Here is a 19,423-nt window from a genome sequence, read left to right as displayed (position 1 = left end):
CTTGAACTTACAAATACCCATTATCGGTTTTGCTGCTTTCAGTGGTACCGGAAAAACCACTCTGCTTGAAAAAGTTCTCCCGCTGATTACTGGGCGGGGGATCAAAATTGGACTGGTCAAGGCGTCCCATCATTCCATAGAGCCGGATAAACCCGGAAAGGACAGCTATCGCCTGCGTAAGGCGGGAGCAACACAACTCGTTCTCAGCACTCCAGAAAGAGCTATCTGTATCACCGAGCGGGAGATTGACGATCCTCTTCTGGAAGACCAGCTGTCACTGCTTGACCAAGATCGCCTGGATCTGATTATTGTGGAAGGTTTCCGGGATTCTGCCATCCCCAAGATTGAGCTTCACCGCTCGGATTTCGATCGTCCATTTCTCTATAAAAATGACACAAACATCATTGCCCTGTGCTGGGACTGCTGTGATAGCGGCGAGAATATTCCATTACCTCAGCTGGATATCAATAACCCTGAACAGGTCGCAGAATTTGTGGTTCAGACGACAGGCCTTCAGCAGACTGCCTAAGCCGATAAAAATCAAATACTCTCTTTTGATAAACTGACCCGACAAGCTATATCAAGGAACCATTCTCCATGTCCGATTGCTGCTCTGCACCAGGACTGATGTCCCTGGATGATGCTATCGCCTCCCTGACATCCAGCGTTTCTCCCATCTCTGAAACAGAACTCATTTCTCTGGCCGATTGTGACGGCAGGGTTCTCGCGGAGAATATTACCTCCCCGATCAATGTACCTTCCCATGATAACTCGGCTATGGATGGTTACGCCCTGCGGGCAGCTGACATTGAGAACAGTGATATTCTGCCACTGGCCGGACAGTCCTTTGCCGGGCATCCCTTTGAAGAAACCTGTCCGGAAGGTCATTGTATTCGGATTATGACCGGAGCTTCTGTTCCTACTGGTACCGATACGGTGATCATGCAGGAGAAAACAGAGAAGGCTGATAACGGTATCCGTTTTCTCAGCAAAGCATCCGTTGGTAATAATGTCCGCCGGGCCGGTGAAGATATTTCCACAGGTTCGCAGGTTCTCGAATCCGGTCACAAACTGCGCCCACAGGATCTTGGCCTGCTGGCTTCTTTAGGTGTTGCGAGCGTCAAGGTTTACAAGAAGGTTAAGGTGGCTGTGTTCTCTACCGGTGATGAACTGAAACTGCCGGGAGAACCTCTGGGACACGGAGATATCTATGACAGCAACCGAATCATCATTATCAGTCTGCTCAACCGCCTTGGTGTTGAAGTGATTGATCTGGGTAAACTGCCCGATGACCGTTCAGTCATCCGTGATGCCCTGATCCGCGCAGACCAGGAAGCCGATGTTGTTATTACATCCGGTGGCGTGTCTGTTGGTGAAGCGGATTATATTAAGGAAATTCTCGAAGAGCTGGGTGAGATTGGCTTCTGGAAGCTGGCCATCAAACCCGGAAAGCCATTTGCCTTTGGGCAACTGCCGAACAGTGTGTTCTTTGGCCTGCCAGGTAACCCTGTATCGGCTACCGTCACTCTCCATGTTCTGGCTACAGCTGCCATCCGTGTTATGACGGGTGAGACCTATACACCATCGGTCATGATGAAAGCCTGCACTCAAACACCTTTGAAAAAAGCAGCAGGACGCAGGGAGTTTCAGCGGGGCATTCTGTCAACTGATGAGAATGGTTCCCCGGTTGTTGTCACAACCGGCAGTCAGGGTTCAGGCATTCTCCGCTCAATGAATATGGCCAACTGTTATATTGTGCTGCCCGAAGCATCCACTGGCGCAGCGGTTGGAGACAGTGTTCAGGTCATTACATTTGATAAGTTACTGAGCTGATTCTGGCTGCTATATCCGGCATGAGGGTCATAAAAATTCCCATGCCGGTTACTTGCTTCTTTCACAAGCCTTCACTTCTCAGATGACAAACTTCAGAAAATAAGCAAAAATCGCCGCCTTTTTCCTGTTTCGGTTGCCTCTTCATGGAAACTCTTATCAGCCCTTTTGGATCACTGCAGCTACAACGCCTTCCTGTACGCAAGAAGGAAACCCTTCGCGCCTGGGATGCTGCCGATGAGTACCTGCTGAGCCATATCGCCGAAACCTCAGACCAGAACAACCTTCCTCAACAGCCTCTTATCATCAACGATACCTTTGGCTGTTTGACTCTCTCACTGGCACAACAAAAACCTGTTATGTGGGGAGACTCCTGGCTGGCACACAGTGCACTGAAGCATAATGCCCAACTGAACTCTATAGATATCAGCCAGATAAAATTGCTGCCTTCAACGGAATCTCCCAAATACTCTCCAACTGCTGTCTTCCTGAAGCTGCCGAAGAATACCTGCCTTCTTGAAGAGCAGCTAAAAGCAATACGGGAACTGGCACCGGAGGGAACAACTCTGGTTGCTGCGGATATGGCTAAACATATTCATAGCTCAACTCTGGAGCTTTTCGAGAAAAACTTCGGACCAACCAAAACTTCTCTGGCCAGGAAAAAAGCACGACTAATTTTTTCGACTGTCGATAAAAATATAACGACTGGTTTTACGGAGTTTCCAAAAACACTTGAGCATAACCAAATGCAGCTTGTGAACCGCTCTGGGGTTTTCTCACGACAAAAGCTGGATATTGGCACCCGCTTTTTCCTGGAACATCTTCCTGTCGCCCAGCAGGACTCATCTATTATTGACTTGGGCTGTGGAAACGGGGCTCTGGGGGTTCATATTGGCATGGCCAATTCTCAGGCCAGGTTACATTTCGTTGATGAGTCCTATATGGCAGTCCAGTCTGCTCATGACTCCTGGCTGACTAACAATCTGGACGACAGGGCTCAGTTTTCTGCTAATGACTGCCTCAGCAACTTTCCTTCTGACTCTGTTGATATCGTTATCTGCAACCCGCCATTCCACCAGGGAAATACTGTTGGAGACCAGATCGCCTGGCGCATGTTTCAACAGTCTTTAAATGTGCTCAAAAAAGGGGGCGAGCTGCGTATCATTGGTAACCGTCACCTTGGTTACCATATCAAGCTCAAGCGTCTGTTTGGCAACTGCAGGACAATTGCCAACAACAGTAAATTTGTCGTTCTCTCTTCTAAGAAGATATAACGACTCGCGAAGGCTGGAGTTAAAGACTCTTAGAACTTCTCTTCAATGTGCTTATAGCTACCTGAGTGACCAGCAGAAGATTATAGTGATTTACTGGCGTAATCTGGTTAGCGAGGGTAGCTACAGAGGTTGTTAGAAGTTCATCCAGACCAGAAAATCTCGAATGCAAACCAGTATTCATTACACATTCAAGCTCTTCATCACTCCAGATGTAGAGTTTTGAATCTGTATCAAGCACAACAACTGAATCATTATTAAACCCAACAATATTCAAGTAATGCCATCGCTGAAGATCGTAAATCACCATAGGGATAATGGCATTTCCATTTCTGATAGCCTCCCTTATATCTGCCAGGACCTCATTAAAGTCATGGGATATAAGGGCTTCAAAGAGCAAATCATCACTGCCTATCGTGTGCTTAAAGAAGTTCATATATTCCTTCAGCCAGCAAACAGAAAGACCAAAGTTAATTGAGAAGGCCACCGCAGCATTTTGTATAAAACCTGTAACTCCAAGATAGGTTAATCCTGTATGAAGAAATCCAGTCATATAACTGCTGTAACTGAAATAAGGATCAAATCGATGATCAAGGTAGGGGCCTAATGATTTTGGTACCGTATGAAAAAAATGCAGGTACTGCGAGTCAGTGTTAAGCAGAGGTTTCCCTGAAACCAGAATCATAGCCCTGGCGACTGAATTTTGGCTGCATGACCACTCACGTACATCAACATACCTTCGTTGCGATGGCACACTTGAAAAAGTGCATGATTTAGTGAAAGCACACCGAGCTGGTAAAGTAGTTTATTACCGATAAATTGCTAAATACTTAATTCACCTTCAGGGCTGATCCAGATAACCCCTGATCATCTCACTGCTATCCAGCCGGGCATCCAGCACCGACATAAAGGTATAAACCCCCATCAGCTTACGATTCAAAAAAATAAATTCCTTGGGAGGAACTTTGAAGTAGCGGCTAACGGCAGACTTGGTCGCTTTCCTGGCTATTCGCCCTGGCAGGTCACTTTCTTTCCAGAGATAACAGCCATGCTCATCCAGAACATGCTCGGGTACACCCTCTCTGTTGCCCAGCACAGGTTCAATCATCATGTTACAGAGTGTGACAAAGGCATCCCGAATACTCTCCGGCATCTGCTCATTTAAAAACTCCAGCTCCACTGAACCATTGATGATTGCATCCCTTTCGCCATACCACGACCCGGCTATAACCTGATTAATAGGATTCATGATGCCTGGCGGGTAACTATTTACTGCGCCAAAATCCAGAAGAACTATACGATCCCGCTCCACATCATCACCCAGCTGGATTCTGTAATTGCCAAAATTGGGATCCGTCTGGATCTCATGCCAGGAAAACATCTCTTTGAAAAACAGATCCAGCAACCCACTGCTGATCGAGTTACGTCTTTCCTGGGATAACTGCTGCACCTCGTTGGAGGTAATGCCATATCCCGGCTCATAACCCACGGCAAGAACGGTTTTTGTGCAATATTCAGGAAAGACTTCCGGTACAACAAATCGGGGATCATCCGCCAGACGTTCGGCAAATCTTCGCGTGGTTTCTGCTTCCAGAATGTAGTCTATTTCCCGGTGCAGCATCCTGCGAATTTCTTTCAGCCAATCCTCGAAAGCACCGGTTACCTTAATCAACCTGGTCAGTCTCAAAAGCTGGGTGACGCCGTTCAGATCAGAGTCAACAGCTTCAGAGACTCCTGGATACTGGATTTTCAGACATAGCTCTTTGCCATCTCTGATACGTACAGCCCGATGAACCTGCCCAAGTGAGGCGGTACCAATGGGCACACGGTCAATTCTCAGTTCTGCCAGACGCTCAGCACCCAGCTGTTCCCGAAGGGTTCTGCGGATGACCGGCCACTTCAAAGCAGTCGTCTGGTGCTCAAAGGTATGAAGCACGTCGGTAACTTCATCGGGAAGAAAATGCTCGCCATAAAGCGCCATCATCTGCCCGATTTTCACCACACTTCCCTTAAGCTTGCCCATTTCAGCAACCAGGAAAGTCGCCTGCCGGGACATGGCCTGCTTTCTTCTTTCTTGTTTTTTTTCTTTACCTGTCAGCAAGTTAGCAGCCATATGGGATGCCATCCGGCCACCAGCAAACAGCCCGGCCGAAGCAAGATGCAGGCGTCTTTCAATACTTCCGGTCTTTATACGGGAAACAACATGATTTCCATGCCGGTCTTTCATTAATCAACCTGATAGACATTTTTCTTTTTGACAGGATACCCGTCAGCAGGATTGGCAGCAATCAGGCAACATGGACAATAATTACGCCATTCCACACTCAAAGTTAGAACTGTAATTTCCACAGCGAAAATCAACAAAATTGAATACTGTGTTCTATATTTGCCTGCCCAATATTACAAGTATCAGGTACAGCCGTGAGAGCGTCAGGTTTATTCCGTTTTGCTCTATTTCTGGCAATTGGTTTCAATTCAGTCTCGGTTCTGGCGGAAGAATTTCAAGACTCATCTCTCCAGCACCTTGGCCCCTGGCTGGCCAACTATAGAAGCTACCCTGTACCGGATCACCTTTCTCCTCCTCCTGATAACTGCAGATTGCTTCATGTCGATTACACTGGACGACACGGGTCGCGTTATCCAAAAGAAACAGAGACCGAGTTAATTCCTGAACTGCTCAATTACTTTTATGAATTAACCAGTAATTTTTCTTTATCGGAGAAAGGGGAGAAACTTTTTCAAAAGGCCCGTTCTTTCAGCACCTGGACGAAGGCACACCTTAAATGCTTCTCTGATATTACCCCCCGGGGCTGGCAGGAACTCTATGATCTTGGTTTTCGAAATACCAGTTTTCTAACAGCATTTAGACGGCTCCCTCCCAAGTCATTAACTATATCCCTCAGCAGTTCAGAGATCACCCGGACTATCCACAGCCAGGAGGCCTTTTGGGAGGGCTTCAGTGAGGCTCTTCCGGAAAAGGTTGAACTGACATCTTATTTAAATGTGCTTGATAACCCCAGGTGGGTACTGCACAGCTACAAGCTTTGCAGGCCAGTTTATGGGGACTTCTCATTTACGCATCTAAAAGAAGAGTTTTCTGCCAGGAAAGAGACTCTGGAAAAAAACCTTCCTGAAGCAGCAGTTCATTTTGCCAGAGAGATCATGCCTGATTGCCCCACTGAGATAGCTCCCCGCCTTCTGGAAACAGTTTACCGGCTTTGCCTGCTTGATGTATCACGCAAGTACCCGCTGGGGTTATGCGAAGTTCCTGCAGAGTGGATTGATAAACCAGAAGGAACGAAAGTTCTCGGTTGGTTACGTAAAATTCAAAGTTGGAGAAAGTTCTATGATTTCGGTCTATCTGAGTATCATCAGGGCAAAGCTATTAATCTTGCTTCTCCGCTGCTTAGAGATATTCTCGATCAACTGGAACAGGGGGTCTACAACAATCCTGAGAACATATCAGCAAATTATCGCTTTTCCCATGACTCAATGATTGCAAAGCTGCTCTCCAAGCTTGAGATCATCCCGCCAAAGGGAACGGATGATGAAAGATTTGCCGTCTGGAATCCGTCATATCACACTCCCATGGGAGCAAATGTTCAGCTGCACCTCTACCAGTGCAGCGATAACAACCTTCAAATCCAGCTGTTACTTAATGAGCAGCAAATCGACTGGAAAATCCCCCCCTGCCATAACCAGCCACTATGTAGTTGGCAGCAAGCAAGAGATTATCTCCGGGACAAGATTGTCCCGGATGAGGTTCTCAAAGAATATTGCAGTGTTCAGTGAAGACTTGAGCCAATTAACGACTATCAAGCCCTGCGTTTCTTAAACGCATAGACCCCCATGCTGGAAAGGCTTGACCATACTGTTTTCCAGGGAGACAACCCAGCTTTGGGTTCCATTCCTTGCGACATACGGTGAATTTGCTGTTCATACCAAGTGATATCGAGCAAAATCATCCTGTCAACATACTTAATACCCGTTGAGACAGGCGCAACGTCAATCCGGTAATCCGTATCATTGGATGCTGCGTTTGCTAAATCAGGATCAAGGGCTAACGGCCTTGCAAGACCAATCATATCTGTAGCCCCTGATTTCAGAGCCTCCTGCATCCCTTTTGCCGTTCTGAAGCCACCCGTAACAACAAGAGGCGTACTTATTTTCCTGCGAACTCCTTCAGCATAGGTAATGAAATACGCTTCTCTTTTAAGATCGGCTTCATCCCTGTTTTTTCCAGATCCAACCATTGACGGGTTTTCATAAGTCCCGCCAGAGATCTCAATCAAATCAATACCAGCCTTGGATAAAGCATCAACAACCTGCATGGAATCATTTTCTGTGAATCCACCTTTCATAAAATCAGCAGAGTTTAATTTGATACCGATGGGGAAGTCTTCACCTACCTGCCTGCGCATAGACTTATAAATTTCAAGAACAAAACGCATACGGTTTTCAATACAGCCCCCCCATTTATCCTTACGCTGATTATGGCGCGGTGAAAGGAACTGACTCACCAGATACCCATGCGCTCCGTGAATTTGAGCACCGGTGAACCCAACTTCTTTTGCCAGCCTGGCACAATTTCCGAATCGATCGATAATGCCAATAATTTCCGATTCGGTCAGAGCCCGTGGAGGATTAAAAGTTTTATCAAACCCGGTTCCCAGTGGAATGGCAGAAGGAGCAACCGGCGTTTTGCTGAGAAAAAGGGGCGACTGTTTGCCAGGGTGATTCAATTGAGCCCAGAAATGTGTTCCATTTGCGGTCGCAGCGCCAGTCCATTTCTGGAAGGATGCGAGATCACTCTCATCATCAAGAACAACATTTTTAGGTTCCCCCAGAGCGGTCCTATCAATCATGATATTACCGGAAATACTCAGACCAACCCCTCCATCAGCCCAGCGCCTGTAGACTCTGGCAAGACCAGGCAAAGGATTATGATTATCATCGCCCAGCTGCTCGCTCATCGCTGACTTAAAAAAACGGTTTTTAATAATCAAGCTGGGTTTAAGTTCGAGAGGGCTTTTGAGTGTTATACCGTCATTCATGTGCCTTACTCCCCTTGAACGCACATTATCACATTTTTAAAATTTGATGTGTTGCTTATTGTCTGACTTATGATTCCCTGTCGTTTTTCCACGGAAGTATCTTTCCTCATCACCAGAACATGGCGAAAGACATTTCCCTCGCTCATGGATTGGTGTTTGATTAAAATACGCCTTAAAGCAGTGAAGAACAACCATTCAAACAGTCTGTGAATTATGGGAGTAATAAATCAACAATTGCCAGTGAGTATTCGTCGGTTGATTTTGTGCTTGCCATATGAGGGGGCGCGACTTAAACAACCAGTCTACTACCTCCGCCATCCGGGCCGGGCTTGTATCCAATATTTTGATACGCAATATTGATACTTTTTCTGCCGCCAAGATATTCGGCGGTCTTTGCGGCACAGGGAATTACAACTTCTCGACTCTCTGCACCGCCTTTTGCCCTTACTACCAGATAGTGCTTCTTTTCTTTAGGGGAGAAATATAACGAAAAATGAATGCCGCTATTGTGCTGTGTAGAACCAACCTCATAGGCATCAACAGGCTTTACATGTCTGCTTTTTGGTTCTTTGAGATTATCTCCTGCTGAAGGAATAACGTTGCAGAGTTCTTTGATGACTTCAGTAGAAACAATCTCACACAAAAACTTATCTAACTGCTGATTCTCAAAACCATGAATTCTCTTGTAATCAGCATAGGCACAAAACGGGAAGCCAATCCAATCATCATAGAGACCTCTTGCCAGGATTTCAAAATCCTTCGGATAGCTTACCAGTGATTCCATGCCTTTATGATACGAGAATGGGTATCTCTGATTTTTCAGAACAGCCTGAAGGGCTAATATCTTACTTTTTACCAGTTCCCTCTGTTTATCTGAATAGATTCCTGATATCTCATCAAATTTGGCTTGCAGTTGTCCGGAGCTCCAGGCTCTTACCTGCTCAGGAGAAGCATCTTTTGCTGTATCATAACGCCTTACAACAGGCTGTTCGAGAAGCTCAACCAGGGTGCGTAAAACAAGATTTCGGTCACAGGGTTTGATATCATTTTCTTTCACAACTGCAGCCGGGCGTACATCTGTTGGTACAAGAACATCCCGACCTCTTCTGAAAATATCAAATACACCTTTTTGATTAATACGCTGGCTTGTACTCATTGGCGTGACCGCTGCATTTTCAGTTACCTTAGAAATATTTGAATTCGCATTGTCAACCAACGATGTCATATTTCTCGTGACACGTGCACGGGTTTCTGCATCAGATTTTGCCTTTTCCAAATCTTCGACAAGGCAATCTATCTTCTCATACATGTCTTGAGTTTTTGTTTTGGCAGGTTTTGCCGCACCCTTCTGTTTACTCGCCACCTGACTATCAGTGGGGGGCACAGCTTTTGAGGTAGGGGTAGGGGTAGGGGTAGGGGTAGGGGTAGGGGTAGGGGTAAGTATTGCTTTACGCTCTCCAGTTTTTTGGACACCGAGCCTCTTAGGGGGTGTCTTGTCTGCAGGCTGAGGCTGTTTACTAATTCCCCACCTTTTATTGAACTCAGCATTCTTCTTATCAACCATTTCTAATGATTTTATAGCAGTATCAAAAACCCTTTTCTCATCCTCTTCTCTTCTTTTTCTTTCAGCTTCTCTCCTAGCAAGTTTAACTTTTTGATCTGCGGATATCACGTCAGTTTCTTCATCTGGTGAAGCTCCAGATTCCGGCTCTCCCCCCCCAGCTGTTGCGCTTATTGTATGCATCATTATTTTGTGACTTTGATATGCCATAACATTGTGAAGGTCTTTCAACAGGTTTCTTTCAGATTCTGTCTTGCAGCGAGACCTCAATTCTTCGTTTTCTTCGGTATCAAATGCACTGATAACACATTGTTTCCTGATATCATCAGTCAGCATGTTTATCATTTCAGCATGTTGTTTGATGACTGCTCTCATCATCTCTTTTGCATAGTCTTCTTTTTCCAGGGCATGGTGCAGTCGTGAGAGCTCACGTAAAAAAACAATAAAATTTTCTTTTGCTTCCTTTTCAGTAAGGAGAACATAGTTATGGATAAGTTTATTAGTGTATCTACTAAAATTCTCTTTTAGCGTCATTAAGAGTGCTTTATTTTCCCTTACCTCTTTAATTCGTTGTTTAAGACACGAGTGATCCATACCATATTTGTAGGAAAGTTCTGCACTGGTCACACTTTCCTTCTCTTCTTCAGCGTCCCGTTCTACTGCTATTTCATCTGTGATTTCTGAAGACAAACTCCGCATAAGAGACTCTAGTTCAGCCATTGGGTAAGAAATCTCTGGAAGATCAGATGACTCTAAAGTTGGAGGAAGCTGGGGGGTGGCCTTTTCAGTAATTCGCTCATCTAGTGCCTTTAAAGTTGGCGCAGGTTTTCTTATGTTCCCCTGATGATACACATCTGTTTGGCGTTCTGAATCTTTTATTCTGCCTTTTTCTTTGCCCTTAGGCTTCACACCCCCCTGGGAACCGCCATGATCATGTGTGGTTGGTTTCTTTATTCTTGTTGCTTGTACTTGTAGTTGTTCCATTGCAAATCGTCCTTCGTCAGATCTTTTTTAATAGTTATTATGACAACGGAATAGAGAAGCAGGCACAGAAGAGCAGGTTATTATTGCTAACGGATCAGTTATGTAATTGTGTATTTATAAAGCAAAAAAGAGCTGAATACCGGCAGCTATCAATGCTCATTCAACAAGCATCAATACTGCCGATTCAAAGATGGAAATACTGTTCAGATTACTTACGTTCCAGATGCCACCACGCAGATTTAACAGTGTTCTTCATCAACATTGTAATAGTCATTGGGCCAACACCACCGGGAACCGGGGTGATCTTGCCAGCCACTTTGCAGGCTTCTTCGTAATCAACGTCGCCACTGAGAATGGCCTTGCCAGTCTCTTCGTTAGTGCCAACACGGTTCACACCAACGTCGATAACAGTCGCACCAGGCTTGATCCACTCTGGCTTAACCAGCCCGGGAACGCCGGCAGCAACGATCAGAATATCAGCACGCTTGCAGTGTGCCGCCAGATCCTGAGTACGGGTATGAACCATGGTAACGGTACTGTTGGCGCCAGGACCTTTCTGGCCCATCATCACAGAAATTGGCTTACCAACAATATTGGAACGACCAACCACAACCACTTCAGCACCGGAAGTTTCGGTACCGGAGCGTACGATCATCTCCTGAATACCGGCAGGTGTGCATGGCAGATAGCGCACTTCATCACCACCAATAACCATCTTGCCCAGGTTGACAGGGTGGAAACCATCCACGTCCTTATCAGGGCTGATGGCATTGATAACAGCATCTTCGTTGATGTGCCTGGGCAGGGGCAGCTGAACCAGGATACCGTGGATATCCGGATCTTTGTTGTACTTTTCAATCAGGGCCAGAAGGTCTTCTTCGGAAATATCATCCGGCTGATTATCCTGAACTTCATGAAAGCCCAGAGAGAGAGCTGTTTTGATTTTCAGGGTTACGTAGCTCATTGATGCTGGGTTTTCACCCACCAGAATGGTCACCAGACCAGGGCCCTTACCATGGGCCTCTTTCATTCTTACAACTTCCTGTTCAAGCTCTGCAAGGATTTCCTTGCGCATCTGCGTGCCACTGATGATCTCTGCACTCATAAGGTCTCTCCAGATGTATCGTAAAACATCGGCCCGGGCTTTCCCTGCAGGCGAAGTGAACAAAAAAGCCTCACCAGCATTGGCCAATATCGATAGAAGTTGGTACGGATTGTGCCATGCCTGCGCAGCATGTACAGAAAATATGCACAGAATCGAGGAAAATTCCCATATAAATGCTTATTCACAACAGAAAGTTACGTATTCTTAGCGCAAGTACATCAACACATTCCCCGTCACCCTGAGACTTGTGAATATGATAGTCGTCATTGAATAAAAAACTGTTAACCAGGATAGAGTTTTCCCGGCAGTTATGGCTTTGACCGCTACTCCACCGATAGAACGTCTGTACCTGCATTCCCTATAGAGACTCAACAATCAGCACGACAGACGTTACACAACCAAATAATGAAGCCGGAACTAACGAACAACAACAAAACTTCACGAATTGAAAATAAGCAAAACTGGGGGCTGATTTACTCTGTGGCCAACCCTGAAGACGTTTATGAAGAGATTGGACATCGTCATCGCCAGAGATAAGAAACCCCGGCTACAAAACCAGGGTTTACTATGAAATCAGGGAAGAATTACTGAGCTTTGCTGTCCAGCTTTTCCTTATCTTCGCCCTCTTCTTTCATGGCCTTGCGGAACCCTTTTACCGCGCCCCCCAGATCTTCACCGATACTGCCGAGACGCCTGGTGCCAAACAGAACCACAAGAATCATCAGAACAATCAGCAGCTGCGGCATGCTGATACCACCAAACCCCATATGACTAACCCTGTATACTTTTAATATTCACTCACGCGGTTGTAACATGCCAGAGAGTGAGCGTCACGACCAGTGTATCTTTCACTGACTAACTGCGGTTTACCACGGCCATCAAACACCAAAACCTGCTCAGAGCTCCTGTTTGCGCACATACCCCATAACATACTAATCAATAAGGTCGAGTTTGGCAGGGATATTTACGCACGAAAACATACATTTGACCCACTACCTGGTTTTTAATTATTTTTTGAAGGAGATTTTCTTTTGAGCTTATATATAAAAGCACACCCGGTCATCAAAAGCAGATAACCGGTTGTGTTTGAATAAACCTGAATAGCTCTCTTAACCGCCCGTCACAGGGGGGAAAAAGGCAACTTCATCACCATCTTTCAGTGCAGCGCTGTCTTTAGTCATGGTCTGGTTAACAGCCACCAGTGTTTTGCGATCCAGCAGCACAGTCTTCCAGTTATCACCTCGCTCAGCCAGCTCTTCTTTCAACTCTGAGATATTGCTGGCGCTGGAATCCAGTTCCAGGCGATCGCAACCCAGCCGCTCACGGTAACCAGCAAAGAAAAGAACCTGAATCATTCGACTACCTCATACTCAGGTGTGCTGCTGGTAATACTCTCGGCAAGATAGTGGCCACTCTTGCCACCACTCTTTTCCAGAACCCGCACACCTTCAATGTGCATGGCTTTATCGACAGCCTTGCACATATCAAACACAGTCAGAGCGGCAACCGATGCAGCCGTCAGAGCTTCCATTTCAACACCTGTTTTACCACTTAAACGACAACACGTTTCAATGCGGATACGGTTCTGTTCCGGCTGCAACTCAAACTCAACGCCGATAAAGTTCAACATCAAAGGATGACAAAGCGGAATCAGATTGCCACACTGCTTGGCAGCCTGAATACCGGCAACACGAGCTACGGACAGCACATCACCTTTCTGCAGACCGTTCTCCTGCACAAGCTCCAACGTGGCTGGAGCCATATAGATAAAGCCTTCGGCACGGGCTTCACGGCGACTGTCGTTTTTATCACCGACATCCACCATCTTCGCTTCACCACCTTCAGCCGTATGGGTCAGATGGCTCATACTTCGGCCTGCTCAAACTTCAACTGTTCCACAAAGTTGCAGGGACGCTGACGGCTATCCAGCTGCTCACGAATAATCTGTTCCCAGGCGGTTTTACAACCATTGTTGGAACCAGGCATCACGAACATCACTGTACCATTGGCAAAGCCGGCAACGGCGCGGGACTGGATGGTGGAGGTACCGATCTGTTCAAAGGAAACCTGACGAAACAGTTCACCGTAACCGTCAACTACTTTATCAAATAGAGGAAGAACGGCTTCCGGAGTGCTGTCACGCCCGGTGAACCCTGTACCGCCGGTAATCAAGACAGCCTGAATCTTGTCTGTAGCGATCCAGCGGGAGAGTTCAGCACGAATCTGATAGATGTCGTCAATTACAATGCGTTTATCACCCAGCTTGTGACCGGCAGCCTGCAGGCTGTCCACCAACAGATGGCCGGAGGTATCGGTCTCTTCTGTGCGGGTGTCAGATACCGTCAGTACGGCAATATTCAGAGGAATAAACCCGGTGACTTTTTTATGCTGTCCCATGACTACTACTCATCGGTCTGAATAAGGCTGCACATACTGGCACAGTCAAGGTATCTACCTCAATCAGTTTGTGTAACTTCAAGGATATCTGTGCACTCCCGCCATTCCTGGGGAGTATTTGTATTGCAGAAGCTGGTTTCATGCCCTTCTGGTGCGGGCAGTTTCTGCCCGTTCAGTTTTTCCATCAAGCGCCAGAGAGCGTAGTTCCTCCGGTTATCACTCTGGATAGTCTGATTGGCGAGTTGCCTTGCCTTTTCTGAAACCGGCATCAGCAACGGCAGGGAATAACCTTCATATTGCAATGGCATTTCGTCATCACACTGCTGTATGAGCCGGACCAAATCTACCTCCTTTAACAGAGGCATATCGACGGGAACAATAAGCAGATAGCCAGAATCAACCCTGTTCAATGCTGCATGCAGCCCTGAGAGCGGGCCACGCCCGGGGAAGATATCAGCAATGTTCTCACCAAAGTCATGAACCCCATTAATAAAAACACGCTGAATACCGGTTGCAGCAAGCAACTCAGCCATATGGCGATAGAGAGGTTTATTTTGCCAGGCCAGTAAAGCCTTATCCTGCCCCATACGGGATGACCGCCCTCCGGTCAAAACAATCCCGGTGCAGTTGTTAAGTTTCTTGGTCAGAAGATTCACAGTCAGAGCACATCTTGCAGCAAACAATCAAAGTAGAGAAATAAGAGAATGCCTCTGCATCCATAGCAACCTTACACGAGACATTCTCTTGGTAATACATGGGATGTTATGTCTCTATTTGAGGAATGCAAGGGGGAATGGGTTACATTTGTCCTCGCTCCACCAGGACTTTCGTTCTACGTGACAGCAGGGAATCCAATGCGGAAGTCTTGGCTCTGATAATCTCTCAGGATGTCTTCTATGAGCGGCAGGCCGCTACCACCCATAATCATTTGAGGCTGAAACATAAAATTATGGGGCTGTCTGTAACCTCCTGGGGGCTGCTGTTCATAACCTGCTGTGGGTTGTCTATAAGCTTCTAGTGACGGCAGGAAACGGCTGCTGCTATCTGAAGAATAATAAGACACAGAGTGGGGTTGGGGTTGGGGTTGGGGTTGGGGTTGGGGTTGGGGTTGGGGTTGGGGTTGATAAGGTACTAGCACATAAGGCTTACCACACAGCTGTATACAAAGTCGGCTGTCAGCCTCAAGATATAAATCAGAGATCGGACCAAAAGCGCTTTGGGCAAGTATTGGTTTTAAGTCGGCCACCAAACCCTCTCCTGGCCTGGGGCCTTGTGTTTCGCGATGAGGTATTTGGGGCGTAATTCCAGTAGACACGAATGGTTTGTGCGTGCATTGCATTCGTGCCTTTTCAAACACTACTCTTTTCGTTACACCATCTTTTGGTAATGAATTAAAAAACACTTGATGATTTTTCAGTGCCCAATAGTGCGAGGCTCTTCTAATTCCATGGGGTTCTTGCGATCTTGTGCTCTTTTCATTCAGTTTTATAAAACTCCCGCTATTAGAAAGGTTGTTTCTCACAGAGCGTTTCCATATACCACTGCTCTTGTTTCGGCTGAAATAGGGTATGTTACTAATCATCCAGGTACATATTTCATTTGCGGTGGCTTTATGGCTGGTTTTGCTACAAATTGCCGCTACACACAAATATAAATAGCCAACCTGTGGTTTTTTTGTGGTTAATGAACAACCTTTAATCTTATAAGGCTGCTCCTCTACCTTTTGGGCAGCACCAGACGATTGGATTGATTTCAGCGTAAACACCAATGTATCGCCGTCGTCTTCAAATGAAGTGGCTATCTTTGGGGACTCGGTTTCGACAGAACTGCTACTGGCAGCCGAGACTTCGAATGCTGCAAGCGGTTTGCCTCCAATTTGAGAAGGTAGTATTCCAGTTTGCAGCCGATTGCTCTGTGAATAATTCTGGTCGCAGAGTGTCGGATAAAGCAAGTGAGATTCTGTAGGGCTTGGCCTCCCAACTTGTTGCGTCATTAAATTCATGTGAATGTATTCCTGATAAAAGTGCTTAGCCCTGTTAGATGTGAACTGAAAAGAAATGTTCCTCTCTTCGTCAGAAATACTGATTTGACAGTTAGTTAGATATTGATCTGGGGCTGACAGCTTCCATTTGCACTGACAATTTGGATTGTGGGGGAGTGAGGATCTACCACGATCAGTGAGTTCCCTACCCGTGCGGGGATAACCAACCAGCCGTTGAGATTGGAAGCTCCTGAATTCAAGTCCTGAACAAAAACGATCCATGGTTGGTTATCAGGAGTTTCTGAGGGTTGTCGTCTACCCAAAAGTCTTAGATCTTGTTTACTGGCGCCAGGCAGAACCTTCTGATGTCGAGACATGACCTCTTTGAGATTGGTCATAATTTCCTGCGGGCGGCCTGTAAATTCCTGCATTTGGGTCACGCATTTCTGGATGTATACCATGTATTCCTGAATGTGGATAGTACATTCCTGCATATGGGCTATACATTCTTCCTGCATGTGGGCCATACATTCCTGAGTACGGGCTATAACTTCCCGAAGGCTGGCCATAAGGCATGTGTGGTACAGACCAATTGCCACTATTTGCAACAGCAGGAGGAGGAATATAGTTTGGTTGGGATTGGCAAGGTGTTAACTGATAAGGCCGACCAGGCTTGTCTATCTGCCGCTGTCCACCAGCAACACCAGAAGATAGATTTGAAGCAGCCTCGAAATTGCTCTTGGGAGGGAGCGGTCTTGTGTTAGCCGGGAGGGGGGCCGTAAGACTCTCATCTACATCTACAGTGGGGAATTCTTTTCTGAACTTGGTTATTTCGGGCGTTGCCCCATCAAAAACTTGATATTTTCGTTTTCTATGTTTGTTTTCCCCCTTGTTATTGCTACGAAGCAGTGACTCTTCAAAGAACGATTTATGATCTTTTAACGTCCAGTAATGCATTTTTACTTTCAAGCCTTCTGTTTTAGGCAGTTTTTTGAAGTGTTCATAAGACGAAAGACTCTGTCGAACGGAGTTTCTCCATCTACCTTTACCTTGGTTGTCTGTATTTTTGTAATAGGTGATGTTGTCATTCATCCAAGTGTATATGTCATGTAAGGTAACTTCATTGTCTTCCTTGCTACAAATTGCTGCTGCAATCGCGTTTTTAATGCCAATGTTCGAAACTTCTTCAGATAATCTGCAGCCCCTAATCCTGTAAATTTTTTCCTCTACCTCTTCAACAGTACCGGGCTCTTGGGTTGATTTCAGCGTGAACACCACTGTATCGCCGTCGTCTTCAAATGAAACAGCTATCTTTGGGGACTCTGTTTCGACAGAACTGCTACTGATGGCCGATACTGCGAATGCTGTAAGAGGTTTGTCTCCAACTTGAGAAGGTAGTATTCCAGTTTGCGACCGATTGTTCTGAAAGTCCTGTACGCGCTCTGCCGGTTGAGGCGAATGAGATTCTGTAGGGTTTGGCCTCTCAACTTGCGATCTTAAAATCATGCGAATGTACTCCTGATAAAAGTGCTTTGCCCTGATTAGATGTGAACTGAAAAAAAATGTTCCTCTCTTTTTTGTCAGAAATACTGATTTGACAGTTAGTTGGATATTGATCTGAACCTGACTGCCTAGCTACAGGACAGGCTGGTTTAAAATCACGTCTTTTTGAAATCAATTCACACGGAATAATTGAACGACTGGTTTTGTTTATTCAGAGAATTTGACAATTGTACTAATTAGGCTCGGCTATCAATGTTTCACGGCTTTTTCAATGAGCCCTTCGTCTACATCAATGGAACCATAGAGGTTCCAGACTTTCAGAGTCTTGTCATAAGAGCCAGAAATCACCCACCCTTCGAACGTGCTGGCCACACGTCCGATCCTGCCAGGATGCCCTTCTTGGGTAGCGACACACATATCACCTGAAGCCCTGGTCAGATCCAAGATTTTCAGTGGCTTATCGTCAGAGCCAGAGATCACTCGTCCATCGGAGAGACTAGCCACAAATTCGACATCATTGCTGTGTTCTTTCAGGGTGACGACACACATATCACCTGCTGCCCTTGTTATGTCCCAGAGCTTCAGGGTCTTATCATGAGAGTTAGAGATCACGCGCCCACTGGGAAGGATGCCTATCCATTTAATCGAACTGCCATGATCTGACAGGGTAGCGACACATTCACAGCCTGGAGCTCTGGCCAAATCCCAGATTTTCAGCGTCATATCATTAGAGCCCGAGAGCACTTGTCCACCGGGGAGGATGACCACACATCTGACCCAGTCTGTGTGCCCTGCCAGGGTGACGACGCACTCTTGACCTGGCCTCAGAGTCCGATCCCAAACTTTCAGGGTACCGTCATCAGAGCCTGAGATCACCCGTTCGTCGGGGAGAATGGACACATAATTGATCCGACGGACGTGCCCTGTCAGAGTGGTAATGCACTTATAGCCTGACACTCTGATCCCCCAGATTTTCAGGGTACTGTCAGCAGAGCCAGAGATCACCTGCCCACCGGGCAGGATGGCCACACATAGCACCCAGTCACAGTGCCCCATCAGAGTGGCGATACACTCCTGACCTGGCTCCCTGGTCAGATCCCAGACTTTCAGAGTCTTATCACAAGAGCCAGAGATCACCTGCCCACTGGGGAGGGTGGCCGCACATAGCACCCAGCTACTGTGCCCTGTCAAGGTGGCGATACACTCCTGACCTGACTCCCTGGCCAGGTCCCAGACTTTCAGAGTTTTATCAAAAGAGCCAGAGAGCACCCGGCCGTCGGGGAAGGTGGCCAGGCATTTGATCACTTCTGTGTGCCCTTTCAGGGTGGTAATAGTTTCAACTTTCCCGGCCCTGTTGCTCAAATAGCGCAGCAGGGCACCTTGCCTGAGCACGTCTCTCATAACCCATGCCCGCTCTTTCTCAGTAAAATGCTTTTCCAGCCACCGCCTAAAAGGAGCCTCGGGCTGGCATTCGCGGGAAAATTCTGACGGCATGCTGTTACGGTATCGGGACTGTATCCTGGGGCTGCTGTGATAATATTTTTCCACCAAAAATCTGGTCAAAAATTGATTTTGGCTGATTCTACATGGATTCTTTTCAGCATCATCCAAACGGAAATATCTGCAGACCATCCGAAGTATCTGAATATCTCTGGCGGTCAGGTATGTCAGTATGTGTTGCCAGCAGACATAACCGAGCTGGTTAAAGAACTGCTCGCCTTTTATCTCTATGCCGCG

General features: G+C 46.6%; 18 protein-coding genes. 5 read left to right on the top strand and 13 right to left on the bottom strand.

The window, feature by feature from the left end:
- Position 1: 1 nt before the first annotated feature.
- The 3 genes from mobB to M3P05_RS15705 all read left to right on the top strand — a co-directional run bounded on the left by mobB (position 2) and on the right by M3P05_RS15705 (position 3,104).
- Positions 2-529, top strand: coding sequence for a molybdopterin-guanine dinucleotide biosynthesis protein B (mobB, locus tag M3P05_RS15715; RefSeq protein WP_249700957.1), 528 nt, complete (start codon positions 2-4; stop codon positions 527-529).
- 68 nt (positions 530-597) lie between these two features.
- A complete protein-coding gene (gene moeA, locus M3P05_RS15710) occupies positions 598-1,833 on the top strand; it encodes a molybdopterin molybdotransferase MoeA (protein ID WP_249700955.1) in 1,236 nt (411 codons plus the stop codon).
- 143 nt (positions 1,834-1,976) lie between these two features.
- Positions 1,977-3,104 carry a methyltransferase gene (locus M3P05_RS15705; protein WP_249700953.1) on the top strand — a complete coding sequence of 376 codons (1,128 nt, stop codon included), beginning with the start codon at positions 1,977-1,979 and terminating at the stop codon, positions 3,102-3,104.
- A 19-nt stretch (positions 3,105-3,123) separates the two neighbouring features.
- Here M3P05_RS15705 and M3P05_RS15700 read toward each other — a convergent pair whose 3' ends face one another.
- Both M3P05_RS15700 and M3P05_RS15695 read right to left on the bottom strand, forming a co-directional pair.
- A complete protein-coding gene (locus tag M3P05_RS15700; RefSeq protein WP_249700951.1) occupies positions 3,124-3,654 on the bottom strand; it encodes a hypothetical protein in 531 nt (176 codons plus the stop codon).
- A gap of 288 nt (positions 3,655-3,942) precedes the next feature.
- Positions 3,943-5,328 (bottom strand): ABC1 kinase family protein, encoded by a 1,386-nt coding sequence (locus tag M3P05_RS15695; protein WP_249700950.1) that lies wholly within the window; start codon positions 5,326-5,328, stop codon positions 3,943-3,945.
- 194 nt (positions 5,329-5,522) lie between these two features.
- Between M3P05_RS15695 and M3P05_RS15690 the strand changes: the two genes are divergently transcribed.
- The gene (locus M3P05_RS15690; protein ID WP_249700948.1) at positions 5,523-6,893 is read left to right on the top strand and encodes a histidine-type phosphatase; all 1,371 of its coding nucleotides are present in this window, start codon (positions 5,523-5,525) and stop codon (positions 6,891-6,893) included.
- Positions 6,894-6,916: 23 nt separating this feature from the next.
- On the opposite strand, the gene M3P05_RS15685 is transcribed toward M3P05_RS15690, so the two are convergent.
- The 11 genes from M3P05_RS15685 to M3P05_RS15635 all read right to left on the bottom strand — a co-directional run bounded on the left by M3P05_RS15685 (position 6,917) and on the right by M3P05_RS15635 (position 19,180).
- Positions 6,917-8,155 carry an NADH:flavin oxidoreductase/NADH oxidase family protein gene (locus M3P05_RS15685; RefSeq protein WP_249700947.1) on the bottom strand — a complete coding sequence of 413 codons (1,239 nt, stop codon included), beginning with the start codon at positions 8,153-8,155 and terminating at the stop codon, positions 6,917-6,919.
- Positions 8,156-8,444: 289 nt separating this feature from the next.
- Positions 8,445-10,700, bottom strand: coding sequence for a hypothetical protein (locus M3P05_RS15680; protein ID WP_249700945.1), 2,256 nt, complete (start codon positions 10,698-10,700; stop codon positions 8,445-8,447).
- A 208-nt stretch (positions 10,701-10,908) separates the two neighbouring features.
- Positions 10,909-11,805: a bifunctional methylenetetrahydrofolate dehydrogenase/methenyltetrahydrofolate cyclohydrolase FolD gene (gene folD, locus M3P05_RS15675; RefSeq protein WP_249700943.1), complete on the bottom strand. Its 897-nt coding sequence runs from the start codon at positions 11,803-11,805 to the stop codon at positions 10,909-10,911.
- A gap of 584 nt (positions 11,806-12,389) precedes the next feature.
- The gene (gene tatA / locus M3P05_RS15670; RefSeq protein ID WP_249700941.1) at positions 12,390-12,572 is read right to left on the bottom strand and encodes a twin-arginine translocase TatA/TatE family subunit; all 183 of its coding nucleotides are present in this window, start codon (positions 12,570-12,572) and stop codon (positions 12,390-12,392) included.
- Positions 12,573-12,914: 342 nt separating this feature from the next.
- On the bottom strand, positions 12,915-13,160 hold the full coding sequence (gene moaD / locus M3P05_RS15665) for a molybdopterin synthase sulfur carrier subunit (RefSeq protein WP_249700940.1): 246 nt from the start codon (positions 13,158-13,160) through the stop codon (positions 12,915-12,917).
- Positions 13,157-13,672, bottom strand: coding sequence for a cyclic pyranopterin monophosphate synthase MoaC (gene moaC, locus M3P05_RS15660; protein ID WP_249700938.1), 516 nt, complete (start codon positions 13,670-13,672; stop codon positions 13,157-13,159). The genes moaD and moaC overlap by 4 nt, the downstream gene beginning before the upstream one ends.
- Complete coding sequence (gene moaB / locus M3P05_RS15655) at positions 13,669-14,202, bottom strand: molybdenum cofactor biosynthesis protein B (RefSeq protein WP_249700936.1); 534 nt, start codon at positions 14,200-14,202, stop codon at positions 13,669-13,671. Before moaB ends, moaC begins: the two co-directional genes overlap by 4 nt.
- 59 nt (positions 14,203-14,261) lie before the next feature.
- Positions 14,262-14,858 (bottom strand): molybdenum cofactor guanylyltransferase, encoded by a 597-nt coding sequence (gene mobA, locus M3P05_RS15650; RefSeq protein ID WP_249700934.1) that lies wholly within the window; start codon positions 14,856-14,858, stop codon positions 14,262-14,264.
- Between the two features lie 176 nt (positions 14,859-15,034).
- The gene (locus M3P05_RS15645; RefSeq protein ID WP_249700932.1) at positions 15,035-16,204 is read right to left on the bottom strand and encodes a forkhead box protein; all 1,170 of its coding nucleotides are present in this window, start codon (positions 16,202-16,204) and stop codon (positions 15,035-15,037) included.
- 318 nt (positions 16,205-16,522) lie between these two features.
- Positions 16,523-17,689: a hypothetical protein gene (locus tag M3P05_RS15640; RefSeq protein ID WP_249700929.1), complete on the bottom strand. Its 1,167-nt coding sequence runs from the start codon at positions 17,687-17,689 to the stop codon at positions 16,523-16,525.
- Between the two features lie 246 nt (positions 17,690-17,935).
- On the bottom strand, positions 17,936-19,180 hold the full coding sequence (locus M3P05_RS15635; RefSeq protein WP_249700928.1) for a WD40 repeat domain-containing protein: 1,245 nt from the start codon (positions 19,178-19,180) through the stop codon (positions 17,936-17,938).
- A 36-nt stretch (positions 19,181-19,216) separates the two neighbouring features.
- Between M3P05_RS15635 and M3P05_RS15630 the strand changes: the two genes are divergently transcribed.
- Positions 19,217-19,423: hypothetical protein (locus M3P05_RS15630; protein ID WP_249700926.1), on the top strand; the 207-nt coding region annotated here is incomplete at its 3' end.

The sequence above is a fragment of the Parendozoicomonas callyspongiae genome, assembly GCF_023502345.1.
In the GTDB taxonomy this organism is placed as follows: Bacteria; Pseudomonadota; Gammaproteobacteria; order Pseudomonadales; family Endozoicomonadaceae; genus Sansalvadorimonas; species Sansalvadorimonas callyspongiae.
This window is presented reverse-complemented; position numbering and strand designations above follow the sequence as displayed.